This is a genomic window from Acinetobacter geminorum, from assembly GCF_013009345.1.
Classification (GTDB): domain Bacteria; phylum Pseudomonadota; class Gammaproteobacteria; order Pseudomonadales; family Moraxellaceae; genus Acinetobacter; species Acinetobacter geminorum.
This window is the reverse complement of the sequence record NZ_JABELE010000011.1, coordinates 141,676-160,381: the sequence shown is the minus strand read 5'-3', so window position 1 is coordinate 160,381 and position 18,706 is coordinate 141,676. Positions and strand designations below refer to the sequence as shown.

Annotated in this window: 18 protein-coding genes and 1 pseudogene; 8 read left to right on the top strand and 11 right to left on the bottom strand. The window is 39.5% G+C overall.

What is annotated here, in order from left to right; all coding sequences use genetic code 11:
* Positions 1-214: 214 nt before the first annotated feature.
* Positions 215-785 (bottom strand): annotated as a pseudogene (locus tag HJG58_RS12290) (TetR/AcrR family transcriptional regulator).
* A gap of 87 nt (positions 786-872) precedes the next feature.
* Here HJG58_RS12290 and HJG58_RS12285 point away from each other — a divergent pair.
* Positions 873-2,087, top strand: coding sequence for an oxygenase MpaB family protein (locus HJG58_RS12285; protein ID WP_170249085.1), 1,215 nt, complete (start codon positions 873-875; stop codon positions 2,085-2,087).
* Between the two features lie 68 nt (positions 2,088-2,155).
* Here the strand turns inward: HJG58_RS12285 and HJG58_RS12280 are convergent, their stop codons facing one another.
* The 4 genes from HJG58_RS12280 to def form a co-directional block, all read right to left on the bottom strand.
* The gene (locus tag HJG58_RS12280) at positions 2,156-2,362 is read right to left on the bottom strand and encodes a hypothetical protein (RefSeq protein ID WP_005072046.1); all 207 of its coding nucleotides are present in this window, start codon (positions 2,360-2,362) and stop codon (positions 2,156-2,158) included.
* A 53-nt stretch (positions 2,363-2,415) separates the two neighbouring features.
* Positions 2,416-4,530, bottom strand: coding sequence for a TonB-dependent copper receptor (locus tag HJG58_RS12275; RefSeq protein ID WP_170249083.1), 2,115 nt, complete (start codon positions 4,528-4,530; stop codon positions 2,416-2,418).
* A gap of 72 nt (positions 4,531-4,602) precedes the next feature.
* Positions 4,603-5,028: a DUF2946 family protein gene (locus HJG58_RS12270; RefSeq protein WP_086394857.1), complete on the bottom strand. Its 426-nt coding sequence runs from the start codon at positions 5,026-5,028 to the stop codon at positions 4,603-4,605.
* A gap of 46 nt (positions 5,029-5,074) precedes the next feature.
* Positions 5,075-5,605: a peptide deformylase gene (gene def / locus HJG58_RS12265; protein WP_002114101.1), complete on the bottom strand. Its 531-nt coding sequence runs from the start codon at positions 5,603-5,605 to the stop codon at positions 5,075-5,077.
* A 122-nt stretch (positions 5,606-5,727) separates the two neighbouring features.
* Here def and HJG58_RS12260 point away from each other — a divergent pair, with 122 nt between their 5' ends.
* Genes HJG58_RS12260 through HJG58_RS12250 form a run of 3 tightly spaced genes read left to right on the top strand, consistent with a single transcriptional unit; the run spans position 5,728 to position 8,657 of the window.
* The gene (locus tag HJG58_RS12260) at positions 5,728-6,882 is read left to right on the top strand and encodes a LysM peptidoglycan-binding domain-containing protein (protein WP_170249081.1); all 1,155 of its coding nucleotides are present in this window, start codon (positions 5,728-5,730) and stop codon (positions 6,880-6,882) included.
* A gap of 20 nt (positions 6,883-6,902) precedes the next feature.
* Positions 6,903-8,036: a DNA-processing protein DprA gene (gene dprA, locus HJG58_RS12255; protein ID WP_170249079.1), complete on the top strand. Its 1,134-nt coding sequence runs from the start codon at positions 6,903-6,905 to the stop codon at positions 8,034-8,036.
* Between the two features lie 51 nt (positions 8,037-8,087).
* Positions 8,088-8,657 carry an L-threonylcarbamoyladenylate synthase type 1 TsaC gene (locus tag HJG58_RS12250; RefSeq protein WP_005072030.1) on the top strand — a complete coding sequence of 190 codons (570 nt, stop codon included), beginning with the start codon at positions 8,088-8,090 and terminating at the stop codon, positions 8,655-8,657.
* 392 nt (positions 8,658-9,049) lie between these two features.
* On the opposite strand, the gene HJG58_RS12245 is transcribed toward HJG58_RS12250, so the two are convergent.
* A complete protein-coding gene (locus tag HJG58_RS12245; RefSeq protein WP_081309703.1) occupies positions 9,050-9,970 on the bottom strand; it encodes a DMT family transporter in 921 nt (306 codons plus the stop codon).
* 104 nt (positions 9,971-10,074) lie between these two features.
* Positions 10,075-10,728 (bottom strand): TetR/AcrR family transcriptional regulator, encoded by a 654-nt coding sequence (locus tag HJG58_RS12240; protein WP_170249077.1) that lies wholly within the window; start codon positions 10,726-10,728, stop codon positions 10,075-10,077.
* A 135-nt stretch (positions 10,729-10,863) separates the two neighbouring features.
* Here HJG58_RS12240 and HJG58_RS12235 point away from each other — a divergent pair, with 135 nt between their 5' ends.
* The 4 genes from HJG58_RS12235 to HJG58_RS12220 all read left to right on the top strand — a co-directional run bounded on the left by HJG58_RS12235 (position 10,864) and on the right by HJG58_RS12220 (position 14,267).
* Positions 10,864-12,078: an MFS transporter gene (locus tag HJG58_RS12235; RefSeq protein ID WP_057086151.1), complete on the top strand. Its 1,215-nt coding sequence runs from the start codon at positions 10,864-10,866 to the stop codon at positions 12,076-12,078.
* Positions 12,079-12,099: 21 nt separating this feature from the next.
* Positions 12,100-12,864 carry an AraC family transcriptional regulator gene (locus HJG58_RS12230; RefSeq protein ID WP_170249075.1) on the top strand — a complete coding sequence of 255 codons (765 nt, stop codon included), beginning with the start codon at positions 12,100-12,102 and terminating at the stop codon, positions 12,862-12,864.
* Between the two features lie 119 nt (positions 12,865-12,983).
* Complete coding sequence (locus HJG58_RS12225; RefSeq protein WP_016144051.1) at positions 12,984-13,529, top strand: glutathione peroxidase; 546 nt, start codon at positions 12,984-12,986, stop codon at positions 13,527-13,529.
* Between the two features lie 141 nt (positions 13,530-13,670).
* Positions 13,671-14,267 (top strand): hypothetical protein, encoded by a 597-nt coding sequence (locus HJG58_RS12220; protein ID WP_170249073.1) that lies wholly within the window; start codon positions 13,671-13,673, stop codon positions 14,265-14,267.
* Positions 14,268-14,324: 57 nt separating this feature from the next.
* On the opposite strand, the gene HJG58_RS12215 is transcribed toward HJG58_RS12220, so the two are convergent.
* The 4 genes from HJG58_RS12215 to atpA form a co-directional block, all read right to left on the bottom strand.
* Positions 14,325-14,744 (bottom strand): F0F1 ATP synthase subunit epsilon, encoded by a 420-nt coding sequence (locus HJG58_RS12215; RefSeq protein WP_003655525.1) that lies wholly within the window; start codon positions 14,742-14,744, stop codon positions 14,325-14,327.
* Between the two features lie 17 nt (positions 14,745-14,761).
* On the bottom strand, positions 14,762-16,156 hold the full coding sequence (gene atpD / locus HJG58_RS12210; protein WP_002114045.1) for a F0F1 ATP synthase subunit beta: 1,395 nt from the start codon (positions 16,154-16,156) through the stop codon (positions 14,762-14,764).
* A 30-nt stretch (positions 16,157-16,186) separates the two neighbouring features.
* Positions 16,187-17,056 (bottom strand): F0F1 ATP synthase subunit gamma, encoded by an 870-nt coding sequence (gene atpG, locus HJG58_RS12205; RefSeq protein WP_002114131.1) that lies wholly within the window; start codon positions 17,054-17,056, stop codon positions 16,187-16,189.
* A 77-nt stretch (positions 17,057-17,133) separates the two neighbouring features.
* Positions 17,134-18,678 (bottom strand): F0F1 ATP synthase subunit alpha, encoded by a 1,545-nt coding sequence (gene atpA / locus HJG58_RS12200; protein WP_002114049.1) that lies wholly within the window; start codon positions 18,676-18,678, stop codon positions 17,134-17,136.
* Positions 18,679-18,706: the final 28 nt, after the last annotated feature.

The following is an 18,706-nucleotide window of genomic DNA, read 5'->3' as shown; positions in this document are numbered from 1 at the left end:
GCAACTAACTCAATCACAAGTAACTGTTTTTCAACAAGTTTCTATCTGCATCACCGCCGATGGATGTGCATTATAGAGGATTACCAACCCTTTGCAAGCGAAAATTAAAAATTAATGACTCGAGCGTTTACTTTTAAACCAAAATTCCAATTAACATATTGTTTTATATAAATAATTATTTTAATTTTTTATTTTTGGCTTAAATAAGCCAGTATCATGTTCGATAATTCACGTTTAAGTTGTTGTTCTGAGATAAGAAAATTGCTCTGACTTACATATCGCATCATCGTAAAAAGCGTACTATTAATAATTACAAAGGATTTATGCTTTACCTGTTCGAAGTCCCACTGATGAGGATTTCTACTGAATGTATATAGCCCTACTTCAAAAAAATGCTTTTCTAAAATCTGAGCAGCTTGCGAATGACTATAGTCATGCCAATGTTTCAATACTTCTATAAAAAATCCATGATCGGCTTTTAATGCATTAAATCCCAACTCTATTGCTAAGGGAATGAGCAGCTCTAAAGGAATATTTCCTTGTCGCACAACTAATTCTTTAAGTTGATGTCCTAACAGTTCGCTTTTACGGCGTAATAGTTCTTCTATGATTTGATCTTTATTCTCAAAGTATTGGTAAATCGACCCAACACTTACTCCAGATTTCTCTGCAATTTTAGGCGTCGTCGTATGTAGTAATCCATACTGGGCGATACACTGCTGTGTTGCCTCTAAAATATGGTCAACAATAATTTTTGAACGCTGTTGCTGTGGGGCTTTTCTCATCGTTTTTTATTCGTTAAATGCGAATTGAATGCGAATAATTATTCATATTAGCCTATTTATTATTCAGTTCAATAAATAAGTAACGATATGCAAACGATTAGCCCGACTCGACTTGCTTCTTTTAATGACATGCAAGACAGTAATTTCTTTACTCAGTTTTTAAATATCTGTTGTGAAAAACCTGTACAACCAAACTATACGGAATATGTGTCTTTACAACGTGCTCTTTATGAAGGGGACGTTGAAATGGATAAGGTGATTGATTGGGTTATGCAAAATCCCAAAGATCACCGCATGATTTTTGAGAAGATATTATTTCAAGGCCGCGATGACCTATCTGAGCCTATACCTACTGAGTTAGAAAATTTCTTTAATTACATTGAACAAAAGCCTGAATGGTTAGATCAGCGTCAAATTGATGAGGCTGTTAAATTTACTCATCGTTTAGGAATAAATAATGGTTTTATTCTTAGAGATTTATCCTTAATGGCGGGATATTTATATCCGGGATTTAATCAGCCGCTAATTTTAACGGGAGCATTAAAGAAACAAGCGGGTACACGTTTAGCTGAAACCACAAAATGGTGGGTTGATATTACTGAACCTCAAGGACTTGAGCGTCTAAGCGCAGGTTTTACATCAACGATTTATGTTCGTTTTATTCATGCACTCGTTCGCCGACAATTAAAAAAGTCTGATCGTTGGGATAGCGAGGTTTGGGGAATTCCTCTTAATCAATTTGATTTAGCTATGACCAATTTGGCTTTTAGCAGTGTAGTTTTACTCGGTATTAGAGCCTTAGGTGTATGGCCGACCAAACAAGAAGCCAAGAGTTTTTTACATTTTTGGCGTTATGTTGGCTGGTTGATGGGTATTGATGAAAAATGGCTTATTCAATCTGAATCTGAGGGTTGGAGGTTACTTTACTGGATGCAGTTTGCTCACCCTCGCTCCGATCACAGCAGTGTTGAGTTAGGATCAAGCTTATCTAAAGAGCCTTTTGAGAGAAAATATCTGCATTTACGCTCTTTGCAGCAGAAGCTTGCTTATCGACAACATTTAGAACTTACCCAATTTTTTATTGGCAAGAAGAGAATGAAACTACTCGGATTGCCTCAGCAGTCGGCTTCATGGTTTGCTTATTATCTGATTGTGCGTAATTCACTACTTTATAATGGTGCAAAGCTTTCACCAAAAGTTGAAAAGTTTTTATCTAAATCAGGCCGTAATATACAAAAACTTGGCTTAACGCTTTATCAGAATCAAGGTAAGGCAAAAACCTTAGCGAGTATGCATCAATAATTTTTAAAACCTAAAAAACAAAAATGGAAGCCCGTTAATTAGACTTCCATTTTCAAATACTAAGGAACTTATTGAGCTGATGAACTATGCATTTCAGCGTGATTCATTTGCTCGTGTGACTCCATCATTTGCTTCTTTTTTTGACTTGGCATGTAGTCAGGTTCATTGTTGATTGCCAAGTAAAAAATAATCATAAACAATAAACTCAAGATAGAAGCCACAATAAGTAACTTCCATCCCCACCAAGATTGTTCAGGTGATAATTTATTAGTCATTTCATTTCTCTCTTTAAATTAATATTTTCAGTTCATTTAATTCGCTAAGCTTTTTAAAACTTCATGCTCATACGGACCCAGTAGTTTCTTCCGATATTGTTGAACTGCTCTTCACTAGCAAATCCAAAGCCTGCACTACCCGCTTTATTTAAGTGTTCGGTATAGATCTTATCTAATACGTTATCAATGCCAACAGAGACATCGATATCTTTACGAAGGTTGTAACTTCCGTTTAGAGAAAGAGTCGAGAAACCTTTACTTGGTTTTAGGTCATATCCCACGATATTACCCTGATGTAGACTCACACGGTTTTGCTCAGCCACAGCTCGCCATAATAATCCTAAATTATATTTATCAGCCACATAGCGAATATTTAGGCGACCTTCTAAAGGTGAAATTTGAGGTAGTGGTTTGTCATCTGTAGTGTTTTTACCCCATGCATACATCGCACTCAAATCTGCCTGAATATGATCGGTAAATTGATATCCAACACCCGCTTCCGCACCTGCGATGGTTGCATCGACATTCTTAGCACCCGCAGTAATATCATGGCTCATATCATGCCCACCCATTCCAGTACTTGGGTGATGGTGATAACTCATTAAAATGTAGTCATCAACCAAACCAGCATAAGCAGAAGCCCATGTGTTTAATGCGCCATGCTGTTGCTGGAAACCCAGATCCAACTGTAATGTTTTCTCAGGATTCACACCGTTAAAAGTATTAGTTGAACCAGCGTTACCATGTTTAGGCGAGAAAAGTTCCCAATAATCAGGCATACGCTCTACATAACCTAAACCAATATAGCTTTTTAGGTCATGCTCAGGATGTTGATTTTCCCAACGGACAAATGCACTCGGTAAAGTCTTTTCAAGTTTAGTATTAAAACCTTTTGCTTGAGAATCAGCACGCTCATCTTCAACTGTTACTCGATCTAAACGTGCACCTGTAACCATTTTGTTGAAATCGTTCCATTGATAGCCGAGTTCGCCAAAAGCACCATATGATTGAAAACGCATATCTTGGCGATATGGAATATTCATAGAAGGCATTGTTGGCGATGACATGCTACCGCCATGTTTATTAAATTGAGAATCAACGCCTGTGATCAAACTCCATTTGTTCCATTCAGAAGTCATTGCCAAACGTGAGTTTAAGGTACGGCGTGTCACTTGCATTGCCATTGGATTCGGCATCAGCATGGTCATACCACCATGATTCATTTCAACTAATGGCGGGGTACGTAAGCTAAAGTTATCCATAATATGGTCGTTATAGCTGTAGTTCACCTGCCCTTCAATTTTCTTAATGACATCAGTGATATTTTTCTTTTCGAAACGCAGCCCTAAGCTTTCACGCGCAAACTGAGATCCGTCCATTGAACGTCCAGCATAAAGCGATTCACCATCAGATTTTCCACCAGTGAGTTCGACCCACGTGTTTTCATCTAGAGTAAAGCCCAGCGCTACATCAGCATTCCACTTTTTCCATGCTGATGGCACGGTATTGCCACCACCATCTTGATAACTATTCGATTCTGAACGGTTAGCATTTAAACGAATATATTTTTTCTCATCGCCAACGGCCGCTTCAACATTATGATCAATACGTCCAAATGAACCTAGCAAGACACTCGCTTGACCGCGATAAGGTTTTTCAGAGGTGAGCTTCTCAGGCTGACGCTCAAAAAGGACTGTTGCAGCAGAACCTGTATTGGCATATTGAACAGTTTGCGGACCTTTAATAACAGAAATACGATCATAACTTTCTGGTGAAATATAAGAAGTTGGAGCATCCATACGGTTTGGACAAGCACCTAAGTTCTCAGTTCCATCCGTTAGAATTTTGATGCGTGAACCAAACATACCTCGGAATGTCACATCACCATTGGTTCCACCGCTTTGTATGGAGTTAAACCCCATAATACTTTGTAGGTAGTCTGCACCATCTGTAGCAGGCACTGGCTGAATGGGTTGCTTTGGGTCTGCATGTACAATCAGACCATTTGCATCGTTGCCTTGTTGTGCTGTAACAACAATAGGTGCTAATGAGTGAAGCACTTTGGTATCGGCATCATTTTTTTCTGAATCAGCAAAAACTAGCCCCGAATGAGAGACAGCAAGCATCGCAACCCATAAAGGTTGTAGTAAAAATTTAGAATGTGGCATTTTTATACGCTCTAAAACATAAATAAAGTGATATCGAAGTCAGTTAAGACCCCAACAAAAAATTGCTTTTATTTATGCAAATAGAGGTGGTGCACGCCCTTGCGGGAGTAGAAAAAGTCGCTGTAGTGCAAAGTAGACGTGTCTAAATGCTTGTTGATAAGCGACTAAGCGGACTTGTATGCGGACTAAAACTTCTTTTACGCCAAATTCAGGTGGCAAAACCAGATTGGCATAGACGGTACAATATTGACACTGGTGATTTGCATCATGATGATCATGTTGCTCAGAAGCTTGTGCCTGTTCAATATGATGTTCATGATGTGAATGCATGGCATGTGACATGGTTTCCATCTGTGCTTTAGGTTTAAGCAAAGCGAGGGTAATAGTTTCACAGACCGGAGCAATTTGATACTGCTTCGGTAATAGCGGCTGTAGAAATACCGCAACCTGTAAAAATACTGCTGCACATGCAAGCAGTAAACCACTACGGAAAACCAAAAATCACATCCACACTATATTATTAATGTTTCAAGAATAGAAATTTTTAACGTTTTACTGCAACTTTTTCACGCTCACGTTGACGAACAACTTTTTCGACTTTTTCTCGAGCACGCTGACGTTTAAGTGGCGACAAATAATCCACAAATAATTTGCCATTTAAGTGATCCATTTCATGTTGGATACAAACAGCGAGAAGTCCATCAGCTTCTAACTCAAATGCTTGACCTTCAAGGTTAATTGCCTCAATTTTCACACGTGACGGGCGCTCAACTTTGTCGTATATTTGTGGCACCGATAGGCAGCCTTCTTCGTACTGCTGCTTATCTTCTGTCAGTGGAGTTATTTTGGGGTTAATGAAAACCATAGGGTCATCTTTAGATTCAGACAAATCTATGACGATAAGCTGAATATGACGATCGACCTGAGAAGCTGCTAAACCAATACCGGGTGCCGCATACATGGTTTCAAGCATATCTGCTGCAAGTTGACGAATTTCATCAGTAACTTCTTCAACAGGCTTAGCAATGGTACGAAGACGGGGATCAGGAAAACTTAAAATAGGTAATAAGGCCATACTGACGTCCTCACTTATGCCATTGATTGAAAAACCAAATGAAGGAAATACTTCATCGAAAAATTGTGTGTTAGCCGCCTATTATAACGCATCTGCACGCATAATTTTTAGGAATTATCATAATGAAAAAGGTTTTTGACGGCATGGTTCAATTTCATGCTTTGGGGATAAAAAAGCATTTACTTGCTTTAGCACTTTTTACAGGGGTTGCATTCGGTACAGTAGCAGAGGTTTATGCTGCTAGTCCAAACCATAATCCACCCTCTCTTAAAAGTAATGCACCACATGTCTACGTTGTAAAACGAGGAGATACGCTATGGGATATTTCCGGTCATTTTCTAAACAAACCTTGGCGCTGGCCTGAAATTTGGGCAAGCAACCAACATGTTAAAAATCCACACTGGATTTATCCAGGTGATCGATTACTGTTATGTAGTTTAGATGGCCGTCCATTGGTTGGAAAAGATGAGGGAGATGGCTGTGTCGGCATTATTCGCCGTTACACAGGTCAAATGACAAATTTGCAACCTCAAGTTCGTGTGGAGTCACTTAACAATAACGTACCTGTTATTCCTCTTGAACATATCAAACAATGGTTAGAACACAGCACAATTTTGCCAGCCGACGCAATTGAACACACTCCTTATATTGTTGGTACTGCTGATCAACGCGTGCTTGCGGCAAAAGGTCAAACTATTTATGCGCGCGGACAAGGTTTAATTGATGGTCAACGTTATGCAGTTTATCGTGAAGGTGAACCTTATTATTTCACAGACAGTAAAGGTAAAAAGCATAGTCTAGGTATTGAGCTGCAACAAGTTGCTTCAGGGATTGCGATCTCTTCTGAAAAAGACATAACAACGCTTGAGTTAACTGATAGCTACAATTCCGAAGTACGTCGTGGTGATCGGGTGATGCCAGAAGAAGAGGCAACCCTACCTACTTTATTTTATCCAGTAGACGCTACTCAGATGACCGATGGCGGCAAAATTATTCGTGTAATGGGATCAATTGGTACTGCTGCCAAAAATAGTGTAGTGACTTTGGATAGAGGTACTGTACAAGGTATTCAAGTAGGACAAGTTTTTGATATTACGCAACAAGGTGAAACCATTCGAGATCCTAAAACCAAAGAACCAATACAGTTACCAGGACAACAAATTGGTAGTCTGATGGTCTTTAGAACTTTTGATCAGTTGAGTTATGCCTACGTATTAGAAAGCGATTTACCAGTTAAAGTTGGTTCAAGCATTCAGCCACCCCGCTTTAATGATTAATGCTGGATGTACCTTTTACAATGCTTACTCAACTTTCTTCACACCATTACCACACGCTTAAAGTGTGGTATTTGGTGCAACACTCTTTAGTCAGCTTTAAAAAAATTGTCGATTATTTTGGTAGCTGTGAAAAGGCGGTCCAACCGGCTGGATTATCTCAATGGCGCAATCTCGGGTTACATGCTAATCACTTAAAACGCGTAGCTGAGTTTCAAACCGCTCAAGGTCTAGCTCAGTTTGAAAAACTAATTCAACAGATCCATCAACATACTGACTTTATTTTAACGAAAGATGACTCAGGCTATCCCACTCAGTTATTACCTTATACAGACCATCCACCTATAATTTTTGGAAAAGGCCAAGCTCAAGCTTTATTGCAACCGCAAATTGCGATTGTAGGTAGCCGAAAACCAAGCCCCCATGGTCGTCAGGTCGCTTATGATTTTGCCTATTACTTAAGTGAAAAAGGTTTTTATGTGAGTAGTGGCTTGGCATATGGCATTGATGAAGCTGCTCACCAAGGAGCATCAGCACATCAACGTACGATTGCTGTGACAGGAACAGGTTTAGACAGTACTTACCCTGCTCAAAATAAAAAACTTGCAGAACATATTTTGGCTCAAAACGGCGCCATCATTACTGAGTTTTTGCCTGGAACACCTCCATTACAACAGCATTTCCCACGTAGAAACCGAATTGTCAGCGGTTTGAGTTTAGGCGTGTTAGTGGTAGAAGCTACATTAAAAAGTGGTTCTCTCATCACTGCGAACAAAGCTGCCGAACAAGGTAAAACTGTATTTGCCATTCCTGGTCATATTTACAGTGAGTTTCATCAAGGTTGCCATCAACTTATTCGTGAGGGAGCAATTTTAGTCGATCATCCTGAACAAATTATTGAAGACCTTGCTTTACCCACTCAATGGCAAAGTCAGCAACAAAACTCCACCGAGGAGGCTGTAGTTTCTAGTACCCCAGAAATTCCTGAGCATTTAGTTAACCTTTATCAGTCTTTAGACTGGGTAGGACAAAATATTGATCAGCTTGTTTTACATCACTCTCAGCCTGTTGCAGAACTCACCTCTTCACTGATGGAACTAGAACTACTTGGTTTATGTATGCAACAATCAGGATTGTATTTACGTTGTCGCTCTTAGTATTGGAGTGCACAATAGCAATTCTGTCTGATTGAAAGGAAGAGTATTAACATGATTACCACCTCAGTTACCGAAGCAGCCGAATGTTTACAACAAGGTCAAGTTTTGGCATATCCAACTGAGGCAGTTTGGGGACTAGGTTGTGACCCTTTTAATGAGCAAGCTTTTCAAAAGATTCTTGAGTTAAAGCAAAGGCCTATTGAAAAGGGTGTAATTTTATTAGCAGGTCATATTAGCCAAGTCGAGCACCTGCTAACTTCTCTACCACAAACAACCCAACAAGAAATTATTGATTGTTGGACTAATCATCAACCTTCAGAAAGAGCAACAACCTGGCTATTACCAGCCGGTGAACATATTCCTTCATGGATTAAAGGTGAGCATCCTCTTGTCGCTGTTCGAGTCACTACACATCCTTTATGTGTGGCATTATGCAATGCTTTTCATGGCTTTATTGTCTCGACTAGTGCGAACCCAAGTGGACAAGAACCTGCGCACTCACTACAGGATGCCTGCCAATACTTTGGTTCACAATTAAACTATCTGAATGGTGACTTAGGCCAGAGCCAACAACCAAGCCGAATCATTAACGCTCTTACCAGAGAGATTATTCGCGCCTAATTTCAAACAAAAAAAAGCTCAGTTATATAGGGATAACTGAGCATAAAAAAGGATGGGTATATACCACATCCAGAGGGTTTGGATATCTGTAGAACAAAAGGTAATTTACAAAGAAAAGAGCGCCTTTCGTAGTGGCAGCTATTATGTGGTAAGAGGTTCAATGAGAGAAATATATTATTTCTCTAAAAAAAGCATGAAAAGTGTAGGGAATTTGCGGTTTTTTGCCTATAAATTAAAATTATATTAATATTTTTACTCGGCTTTTTTAATATTTATATTACAACCTATTTCTATAAACTATTTATAAATCATATAGAAAAACTTTAACTAAGAAAAAATTGGCATATTTTTATGAGTTTTTTTCAAAATATGCCATAGTTTTTTTAGCAACTTTAGTTTTGTTCTTGCACTAATTCGCTCTTTTTAGGACTCACCTTCTTCTGAGCCATAATGATACCAATTAAAATAACAATCCCACCTAACGTATGATAAATGGTCCACTGCTCAGACAACCAGACGCTTGCAATAACTGCTGTAAAGACAGGTACCAAGTTCATAAAAATACTTGTTCTATTAGGACCGAGTTGTTGAACAGCTAACATCCAAACTAACGGCGCAATAAGTGAAGCAAATACACCCGCATAAATAGCACTTGGTGCATTTTGTACATTTAAAGCATCAAGTCCAAACCAGAGAATTAAAGGAATATGAAATATGACAGAAAATCCAATCTGAACATATAAGCTTGTCATAATTGGTAGAGGCAACTGCCATTTTTTAAGAAAGACACCATAAAATGCATAGAAGAATACGGCAATAATCATCAAAGCATCACCAAGGTGTCCGCCACCACTTAAAAGCTTATTAATATTTCCTTGGGACATGACATATAACAAACCTGCAAAAGATAGAATACTGCCAAAAACTGCAAAGCGATTAGGCACATCTTTTAAAATGGCAAGCGAAACAAAGATCGTAAAGATGGGAATAAATGCATTCACAATTCCCATATTGGTTGCACTAGTATAATGGGCAGCCGTATAAGCTAAGCCTTGATAAAGCACCATCCCAAATGCACTTAACACAGCAAGCTTAGGTAAATAGGGTATGACTAGTCGTCTTTGTCTCCACACAGACATAAACATAAATGGAGTCAAAATAATAAAAGCGATTAACCACCGATAGAAGCTAATACTTACTGGCGAGATATAATCCGAGACATAGCGGGTGACTACAATATTTAAAGACCAAATCAATACTGCCAAAATGGGAAAAATAAACGCCCATTTGTGATATTTCATGACCTGACTCATAGTAATACACCATCTACAAAAGAGATTTTATTTTGAAGAATGTCTTAATAAATTGAAATATCGTATTTCCGACATTGATATTGAACTTAAGACATCATCTTTTTTTAGAATAATCTCCAAGCTTTCATGGCATGTTCTACAACTTTATGTAATTGATCTGTACTGGCACCGTCTCTTGCCTGAATGGTAAGGCCTTGAATGACAGTGGCATAAAAGTCTGTCATTTCTTGTAGAGGAGCATTAGCTGGCAAATCACCCTGCTCAACACCTTGTTTGAGACGCTCCAATAATTTTTGTTTGGTTTTTATGCGCTTGTCTAATAGGTTCTGCTGCACATCTTGAGTTGCATCAGAACAATTCATGGCAGCAACCACCAACATACAACCAGCTGGTTTATTGGGTTGAACCAGTCGTTTTACGTTGTCATAAAGATATAACTCAAACGCAATTTTTGTAGTTTTTGCTTCTAAAAAGATGGTCTCGATAGGACAGGCTTCATGAGCCAAATAGTAATCAATACTTTTATAAAACAGCCCCGCCTTATCACCAAAGGCACTGTATAGGCTTGGTGCTGTAATTTCCAAAGCTTGCGTTAAATCACTAATAGACGTTGCTTCATAGCCATGCTCCCAAAAGAGCAACATTGCTTTTTGCAGAACCTCTTGTTCATCAAAGCATTTAGGACGTCCGCGCTTTTTTTTCAGCGTATCTTCTGCAACAGCTAAATTCGTTTCATGCCTATTTGTCATAAAGATCACATCTATTTTTATAACAATCGTTATTAAATTAATTGACGTTCGATTTTTTATCAACTATTTTATTTTCATAATGATCGTTAGTTAATTAATAAATTGTCTTTCTTTACTCCAAATTTAGCCAAGTAAGGATTTCCTATGGACCAATCGTCTATCTCTAAAGCACGACCCACGACCTCCACTCAAGGAAGCTGGTTTGCCATTTTGGCCGTTTCTATCGCAGCATTTGCCTTAGTTACAAGTGAATTTTTACCCGTTGGTGTTTTAAATAGTGTTGCAACAGATTTAAATATTTCTGTAGGTACAGCAGGCTTGATTATTACGGTACCCGGCATTATGGCAGCAATTGCAGCCCCTCTATTGCCTGTATCGGTAAAACAACTTGATCGGCGTTATGTGCTTATCTTACTGACTGCAATTATGGTTATTGCCAATACCATTACTGCCTTTGCTGAAAACTTTCATATTTTATTATTGAGCCGCTTAATTTTAGGTATTTCAATTGGTGGTTTCTGGGCAACAGCTATTGCTTTAAGTGGGAAATTAGCTCCTTCACACCTTCCCATCGCTAAAGCAACTGCGGTAGTAATGGCGGGTGTAACTTTTGCTACAGTTCTAGGTGTACCGATTGGAACTTGGTTAAGCGAGTTTTATGGCTGGCGTAGTGCTTTTGGAATTACAGCAGGCATTGGCTTAGTTGTTTTAATCTTACAATTAATCTTTTTACCTAAACTTGTACCAGACTCGGCAATTCATATGAAAGATTTGCCAGCACTATTACGCACTCCTAAAGCACGTAGTGGCATGTTGATTGTTTTATTGATCGGACTCGCTCATTTTTGTGCCTATAGCTATTTAGCACCTTTCTTTAAAAATGTTGCCGGTTTTAACGGGACAACCATTAGTTCATTATTATTGCTCTATGGAATTGCAGGTATTTTCGGGAATGCTTTTGCCGGATATAGTGGTAATTTAAATGTCCGTTATACATTAGCTTTTGTGGGTACATGCTTTGCAATCGTATTTTTTGGATTTCCTCTTTTTGCCGTTCATGAGTTTGGTGCTATTGTCTTAACCGCGTTATGGGGATTTGCATTTGGCGCTTTCCCTACCTCAGCAAATATCTGGATGTTTGTCCACGCACCACATGCTGTTGAAAAAGGTATGCCTCTTTTTGTAGGTATGTTTCAGGTGATGATTGCCACAGGTTCATTATTAGGGGGATATGTGGTTGATCATTTCAATGAAAATACTTTAATTTATGGTGTATTAAGCTTCGTTGCCCTAGCATTACTAAGTACATTTACCTTAGCGAAAGGTTTAAATAATCCTAAAGCTACTTGTGAAAATTAAAATATGAGTCAGAGCATATAGATGAACGATGAGGACCAACAATTTTCATTATTAAAGAGTATAGAAGTTCATGAATTTCTATACCAAAAAGAAGATATTGTTCGTCCTCATGCATCTCTTTGGGGAGATTTTAATTTCAGTTTAAATGGCATATTAGAAATGGAGATTGAAGAACAGCTATATCTTTCTCCACCTAGCTATGGTCTTTGGATTCCACCTCAAACTGTTCATCAATCTACTCATATTGACCATGAAATTCACTATATCTGTATTCGACTACACCCTCGCCTCTGTTCTATTTTAGGTGATATCTGTAAATGTTTTAGTATTCAACCTTTCTTTCGAACCTTAGTTTTACAAATTCTAGAGCAGCAAAAACAAACTGGACAATCTGAATACTTAGAACATCTTTTACAAGTTCTATTCGATCAACTTAAACAAGCTCCTGCATATTCGCATTATTTACCGCAAACACGACATCCTGTTTTATTGCCTATTTTAGAAAAACTTTCAGATCCATTACTTTTTGATCAGTCTTTACAGCAGTTGCTACAAAACTTTTCGGTCAGTGATCGTCACTTATTACGTTTGAGTCAACAAGAGCTTCAGCTTTCGTTGTCCGAATGGAGAAATCGGGCCAAAATTGTTTATGCCATTCATCAGATTCGCCAAGGGATGCCTATCAAGCGTTTAGCATACGATTTAGGTTATCAACATAGCTCAAGTTTCATTGAGTTTTTTAAACGTTACACTGGGCAAACACCTATCCAAATCAGAAATAACTAGAATTCAGTTTATCTTTAAAAACTTTTCCTTTTTGAACACGAATATTATTGCACTGCCCCTCAATAGCAGTTAAAACAAATGCGTTACTTGATATCAATTACAATCTTTAGGAAAGACTCATGACACAATCTGTATATCACATCCCAGTAAAAGCCATTTCAGGCGAAACGGTTGACCTCGAACAATACAAAGGGAAAGTTTTACTTATCGTAAATACTGCTTCTAAATGCGGTTTAACTCCACAATACGAAGGCTTAGAAAAACTTTATCAAGCAAAAAAAGACCAAGGTCTTGAAATTTTAGGTTTCCCAGCAAACAACTTTAAAGAACAAGAACCAGGTTCTGATGAAGAAATTCAACAGTTCTGTTCATTAAATTATGATGTTCATTTCCCTTTATTTTCTAAGGTTTCTGTAGTCGGCGAAGATAAGCATCCACTTTACCAAGCTTTGACAACGGCTCAGCCGGAACGCACTGGTGAAGGTCCCTTCCGTGAGCGTTTAGAAGGCTTAGGTATTCCGACCAACCCTGCTCCAGAAGTTTTATGGAACTTCGAAAAGTTTTTAATTAATAAAAATGGTGAAGTCGTAGCTCGCTTTGCTCCGAACCTAACAGCAGACGATGAACAGATCGTTAAAGCAGTTGAAGCAGAGTTAGCAAAATAATATTTTAAAATGTGAGAAAGGGCGTTTTATACGCTCTTTTTTATCCTCTCCTCGAAATGTTGTTCGTTTGCAACAATACAATTTTTCTTCATATTTTATGCCTATAGTATCTATTTGCTTTATTTGATGTTGTTTTTAGTTATGAAAAAAGTTTTACAAGGTGCATTTCTTCCTATTGTAATTTTTGCCTCAGGCATGCTTTTGCTTGGATGTGATCAGGCACAGGATCATGCGACAGAACAAGAAAAAACCGAAATAACTGAACAGGCATCCGATCAGGCTATTGAACAAAATGAGTCAGATATTGCACCGAGTAAAACCGAATTTAAAAGTGGCAACATTTTTTATATGGTCCGCGATGCTGCTAATTTACAGCTTAAAGCTGGTGACTACGTTGAACAACTTAAAGATACTCAGCTTGATGTTGAACAAGCCATCCAAGATAAGAATCAGAATGAACTAAAAACTACTGTCACTACTTTAAAACAGCAACTAGAAGGTTTAAATCAAGCACTTCTGACTTTAGATATCAAAAGTCAGGAAATTGAGAATATTCGACAAAGCTTATTACATGCCAATCAACAAGCTCTAAGTATGCCTTTATTAAATGGGAAATTGGATCAAATTGACTTTGACCAAATTGAAAAGCAACTTAATACCATTCAAATGGATATGGTGAAGCTTGCTGCCATGATTATGGCAGGAGATGAAAAGTCAGATTCAAAAACTGAATCTTAAAAATTAACTCATAAAAAAAGCCACCTTACGGTGGCTTTTCCAATCTCAAACCGGCAATTATAGTGCGCGGTTTTTCATCTTACGGATAGTTTCAAGCTGACCTGAAATCTCTGATAGAGATGCCAATGCAGCTGCTGAGTCCAAATCACTCTTTTGGTTCGCAAGCAATTGTTCAGCATTTTTACGTGCTTCCAAAATTGCAGCTTCATCCAAATTGTCAGCACGGATTGCAGTATCTGCAAGAACCGTGACAACATGAGGTTGAACTTCTAAAACACCGCCAGATACATAGACGATTTCTTCTGTACCATTTTCCAACTGAACACGAATCGGGCCCGGTTGAAGCAAAGTTACAAGTGGAGCATGTCCTGGCAAAATACCAAGCTCACCACCAGCACCTTTCGCGATTAACATCGTTACTGCGCCAGAGTAAATAGACTCTTTAACACTTACGACATCACATTGCATAGTCGCCATGAGATGATCTCCTTAAATTAGAGTTTCTCAGCTTTAGCAATCACTTCGTCAATACCACCAACCATATAGAACGCTTGTTCTGGGATGTGATCGTATTCACCAGCTAATAGACCTTTAAAGCCACGAATAGTTTCTTTAAGCGGTACTAATTTACCAGGAGCACCAGTAAACACTTCAGCTACGTGGAATGGTTGAGAGAAGAAACGTTGGATTTTACGCGCACGGTAAACAACCAATTTGTCTTCTTCAGCTAACTCATCCATACCCAAGATTGCGATGATGTCTTTAAGCTCTTTATAACGTTGCAATACGTTTTGTACTGCACGCGCAATTTCATAGTGCTCTTGACCAACAACTAATGGGTCTAACTGACGTGAAGTTGAGTCAAGTGGATCGATCGCTGGATAGATACCAGAAGATGCGATGTCACGGCTCAATACTACTGTTGCATCTAAGTGAGCAAATGTAGTTGCAGGAGATGGATCTGTTAAGTCATCGGCAGGTACATATACTGCTTGGATCGATGTGATCGAACCAGACTTAGTAGATGTAATACGCTCTTGAAGAACACCCATTTCTTCTGCAAGTGTAGGTTGGTAACCTACAGCAGATGGCATACGACCTAACAATGCTGATACTTCAGTACCCGCAAGTGTATAACGGTAGATGTTGTCGACGAATAATAATACGTCACGACCTTTACCATTTTCGTCTTTTTGATCACGGAAGTATTCAGCCATAGTCAAACCAGTTAACGCTACGCGTAAACGGTTACCTGGTGGCTCGTTCATCTGACCGTAGACCATTGCTACTTTGTCAAGAACGTTAGAATCTTTCATTTCGTGATAGAAGTCGTTACCTTCACGAGTACGTTCACCAACACCAGCAAACACAGATAAACCTGAGTGAGCTTTAGCGATGTTGTTGATCAACTCCATCATGTTAACGGTTTTACCAACACCGGCACCACCGAATAAACCAACTTTACCACCTTTTGCAAACGGGCAAAGTAAGTCAATTACTTTAATACCAGTTTCTAAAAGGTCAGTAGAAGCTGCTTGTTCAGCATAAGAAGGTGCTTGACGATGAATCGGCAAACGCTCTTCAGTCGCTACAGGACCTGCTTCATCAATTGGGCGACCCAAAACGTCCATGATACGACCAAGCGTAGCTGGACCTACTGGAACAGAAATCGGTGCATTTGTACTAGTTACATTAAGGCCACGTTTAAGACCTTCTGTAGAACCCATTGCGATGGTACGAACAACACCATCGCCAAGCTGTTGCTGAACTTCTAATGTAGTTTCAGTACCGTCAACTTGGAGAGCGTCATAGATCTTAGGAACGCTATTGCGCTCAAACTCGACGTCGATAACCGCGCCGATGATCTGAATGATACGACCGCTACTCATTGCTGTCTCCTCAATTCAAACTTAATAATGTTAAACGGCAGCGGCACCGCCAACGATCTCGGAAATTTCCTGAGTAATCGCGGCTTGACGCAGCTTGTTGTAAATGAGTTGTAGGTCTTTAATCAATTGTCCTGCGTTGTCTGTCGCTGCTTTCATTGCGACCATACGAGCTGACTGCTCACATGCAACGTTTTCAATCACACCTTGATAAACCATAGACTCGATATAGCGAACCAACAAACCATTTAACAATTCTTCTGCTTCTGGTTCGTAGATATAGTCCCAACCATAAGTACGGTTGAGATCATCGCCTTCTTCTGCCGGTGCTAAAGGAACAAGTTGTTCTACTTTAGGCTGCTGAGTCATTGCATTAACGAAGCCATTTGATACGAGATAGATACGATCTAATTCGCCTTTATCAAATGCATCAAGCATAACTTGGACTGAGCCAGTTAACTGTTCCAAACTCGGCGCATCGCCAAGTTGGGTAGTTGCACCGAGCACTTTACCGCCGTAATTCTTAAAAAACGAAACCGCTTTTTGACCAATTAAAGCAAATTCAACTTCAATTGACTGCTGTTGTTGTGCTTTGACATGCTGCACAACTTTCTTGAACAAGTTAATGTTCAAGCCACCTGCCAAACCACGATCTGAAGACACTACGATATAGCCAACACGCTTAACTGGGCGGTCAACCATATAACGGTGTTTGTATTCAGGGTTTGCTTGTACCAAGTGAGCAATTACACGGCGCATATTATCGGCATACGGACGGCCCTGAGCCATGCGCTCTTGCGCACGACGCATTTTAGAAGCAGCTACCATTTGCATCGCGCGAGTAATCTTTTGCGTGCTCTTGATACTAGCTACTTTGGCGCGAATTTCTTTTAAATTTGCCATACGCTTAACCTAGTATTCGAAAGCTCTTTCGAGCTTCCGAAGGTTGATCCGTGAACCAAACTTAACTAAAACTAAACTTAGTAAGTTTGAGTCGCTTTAAAGCTTTCAATACCTGCTTTGATTGCTGCTTCGATGTCTTTGTTGTAATCACCAGTTTCATCGATTTGTTTCATCAACGGAGCATATTCTGAGCGGAAGTAAGAAATTAACGCAGCATCAAAGTCTACGATTTTCTTAACTTCTACGTCAGCCATGTAGCCTTCGTTAGATGCATAAACAGAAACAGCTTGGTCAGCAATTGAGTAAGGAGCATATTGTTTTTGCTTCATTAACTCAGTTACACGTTGACCATGTTCAAGTTGCTTACGAGTTGCTTCGTCAAGGTCAGAAGCGAACTGAGCAAACGCAGCCAATTCACGGTATTGTGCTAAAGCGGTACGGATACCACCAGACAATTTTTTGATGATCTTAGTTTGAGCAGAACCACCAACACGAGATACAGAGATACCCGCGTTCACAGCAGGACGAATACCTGCGTTGAATAATGATGTTTCTAAGAAGATCTGACCGTCAGTAATCGAAATTACGTTCGTTGGTACGAATGCAGATACGTCACCTGCTTGAGTTTCAATAATTGGCAATGCAGTTAAAGAACCAGTTTGACCAGTTACTGCGCCATTAGTGAATTTCTCAACGTAGTCAGCAGATACACGAGAAGCACGTTCAAGAAGACGTGAGTGAAGATAGAATACGTCACCTGGATACGCTTCACGACCTGGTGGACGACGTAAAAGTAATGAAATTTGACGGTAAGCAACAGCTTGCTTAGACAAATCATCATAAATAATAAGAGCGTCTTCACCGCGGTCACGGAAGTATTCACCCATTGTACAGCCAGAGTACGGAGCTAAGTACTGCATAGCAGCAGGATCAGCAGCCGCAGCAGCGACAACAGTTGTATACGCCATAGCGCCAGTTTCTTCTAGCTTACGTACAACGTTTGCAATTGTTGATTGTTTTTGACCAATCGCAACGTATACACATTTAATGCCAGAGTTTTTCTGAGCGATGATCGCATCGATCGCCATCGCTGTTTTACCAGTTTGACGGTCACCGATGATCAACTCACGTTGGCCACGGCCAACAGGAATCATTGTATCAACTGATTTATAACCAGTTTGAACAGGCTCATCTACAGATTGACGCCAAATTACGCCTGGTGCTACTTTTTCAACAGCATCAGTTAATTTCGCATCAATTGGGCCTTTACCATCAATTGGGTTACCCAAAGCATCGACAACACGGCCAAGAAGTTCAGGACCAACTGGAACTTCTAATACACGACCTGTACAACGAGCTTTTTGACCTTCTTGAAGGCTTAGGTAGTTACCTAAAACAACGGCACCCACTGAATCCTGTTCTAGGTTCAGTGCCATACCAAATAAGCCGCCGTCGAATTCGATCATTTCACCGTACATTGCATCAGCAAGACCGTGAATGCGCACGATACCGTCGGATACCATAACAATGGTACCTTCGTTTTTAGCGGTCGCGCTGGTGTCCAGATCTCCGATACGCTGTTTAATGAGCGCACTGATCTCGGATGGATTCAGTTGTTGCATTGCGCTATTCCTCAATCTTTTATTAGTT